Genomic DNA, 1,140 nt, shown 5'->3' on the forward strand with positions numbered 1-1,140 from the left:
CCCCGGCGGCAGCGGGAGCCTTGGCTGCCGCCGGGGTGAGGGTTTCCGCGGCGGGGGCCTTGGGCCGCGCCTTGGATTGGGGAATGCTGCCTGCGGCAAGGCCCTGGGTTTCAGCTTTGCTTTCAGCGGCTTGTTCGCCCTCGGCTGCTTGCGGCACGGCCTCGGACCTTGGAATGCGGTGGGCCTGGAGGTTGAGGCTGCTTTCGGGCGTTGGCTGCTGCGGCAACGGGTCGGGAGTGAGTGAGATCAGCAGCGCGCCGGCGCCGCCCGCGTGGACCAGGGCAGAGGCGGCAAGCCCCAGCGCCCATATGGCCGGGGCGCGCATCATCCGTCTGTTTCCGGGGTGACCACCAGCACCACGTCGGTGAACCCCAGTGCCTCACCCTGGGCGATCAGCGGCAGCACGTTACGCAGCTCAGCCGCGCGGTGGGCGTTGATGCGCAGGCGCAGCTCCGGGTCGTCGGCCAGCAGGGCGGAGAGGGCAGAGGAGAGGGTGTCGCGGGCGATCGCCTCGCCGTCGAGGGCGAGGTCTCCGGTTGCGGAGACTGCGAGGGTGATGCCGCCCGCGGGCATGTCGCGGCCGGTGACGGCGGTGGCGGGGCGGACGTCGAACGGGGCGGTGGCGTCCATGCGGCCGATCAGCATGAAGAACACCAGCAGGAAAAACACCACGTCGATGAGGGCGATGATAGTCTCGGAATGCGGATTGCGGGCAGGGCGGTTCAGTTTCATTGCGCCGCCTCCAGCCGCAGGACGCGCAGGCGGGTGACCCCGGCCAGGGCGGCGGTGTCCATCACCGTGATCAGGGCCTGGGTCTGCGCGGCGCCGGAGGGGAGGATGACCACTTGGGTGAGGGGTTCCTCTGCGATGGCGGCGGAGAGCGTGGATTGCAGGGTTTCCGCATCTAGTGCGGTACCGCGCAGCACCGGCACGCCGTCAGAGCCGAGGCGGATCATTAGGGTGCCTGCCGGGGTTTGTGTGGTGCTGTTTGCAGTGGCCTCAGCCGGTTTTACAGCGGGGATCATGTCGAGGTTCAGATAGGTGGAGGTCACCATGAAGAACACCAGCAGGATCAGCATGACGTCGATCATCGGCACCAGCGAAATCAGGGCGCGGGGGCGGGCGGGCCGGTTGATCATC

Annotated in this window: 3 protein-coding genes; all 3 read right to left on the reverse strand. The window is 68.5% G+C overall.

All coding sequences use genetic code 11. From position 1 onward, the window contains the following. A partial coding sequence (locus tag A9D60_RS17500; RefSeq protein ID WP_441295064.1) for a hypothetical protein occupies nt 1-328 on the reverse strand: 328 nt, incomplete at its 3' end. Beyond that, nucleotides 325-732 carry an ExbD/TolR family protein gene (locus A9D60_RS17505; RefSeq protein WP_065268776.1) on the reverse strand — a complete coding sequence of 136 codons (408 nt, stop codon included), beginning with the start codon at nt 730-732 and terminating at the stop codon, nt 325-327. The genes A9D60_RS17500 and A9D60_RS17505, both read right to left, overlap by 4 nt. Next, on the reverse strand, nt 729-1,139 hold the full coding sequence (locus A9D60_RS17510; RefSeq protein ID WP_065268777.1) for an ExbD/TolR family protein: 411 nt from the start codon (nt 1,137-1,139) through the stop codon (nt 729-731). Before A9D60_RS17510 ends, A9D60_RS17505 begins: the two co-directional genes overlap by 4 nt. Between the last annotated feature and the right edge of the window lies 1 nt (nt 1,140).

Source organism: Leisingera sp. JC1 (assembly GCF_001679925.1).
Taxonomy (GTDB): domain Bacteria; phylum Pseudomonadota; class Alphaproteobacteria; order Rhodobacterales; family Rhodobacteraceae; genus Leisingera.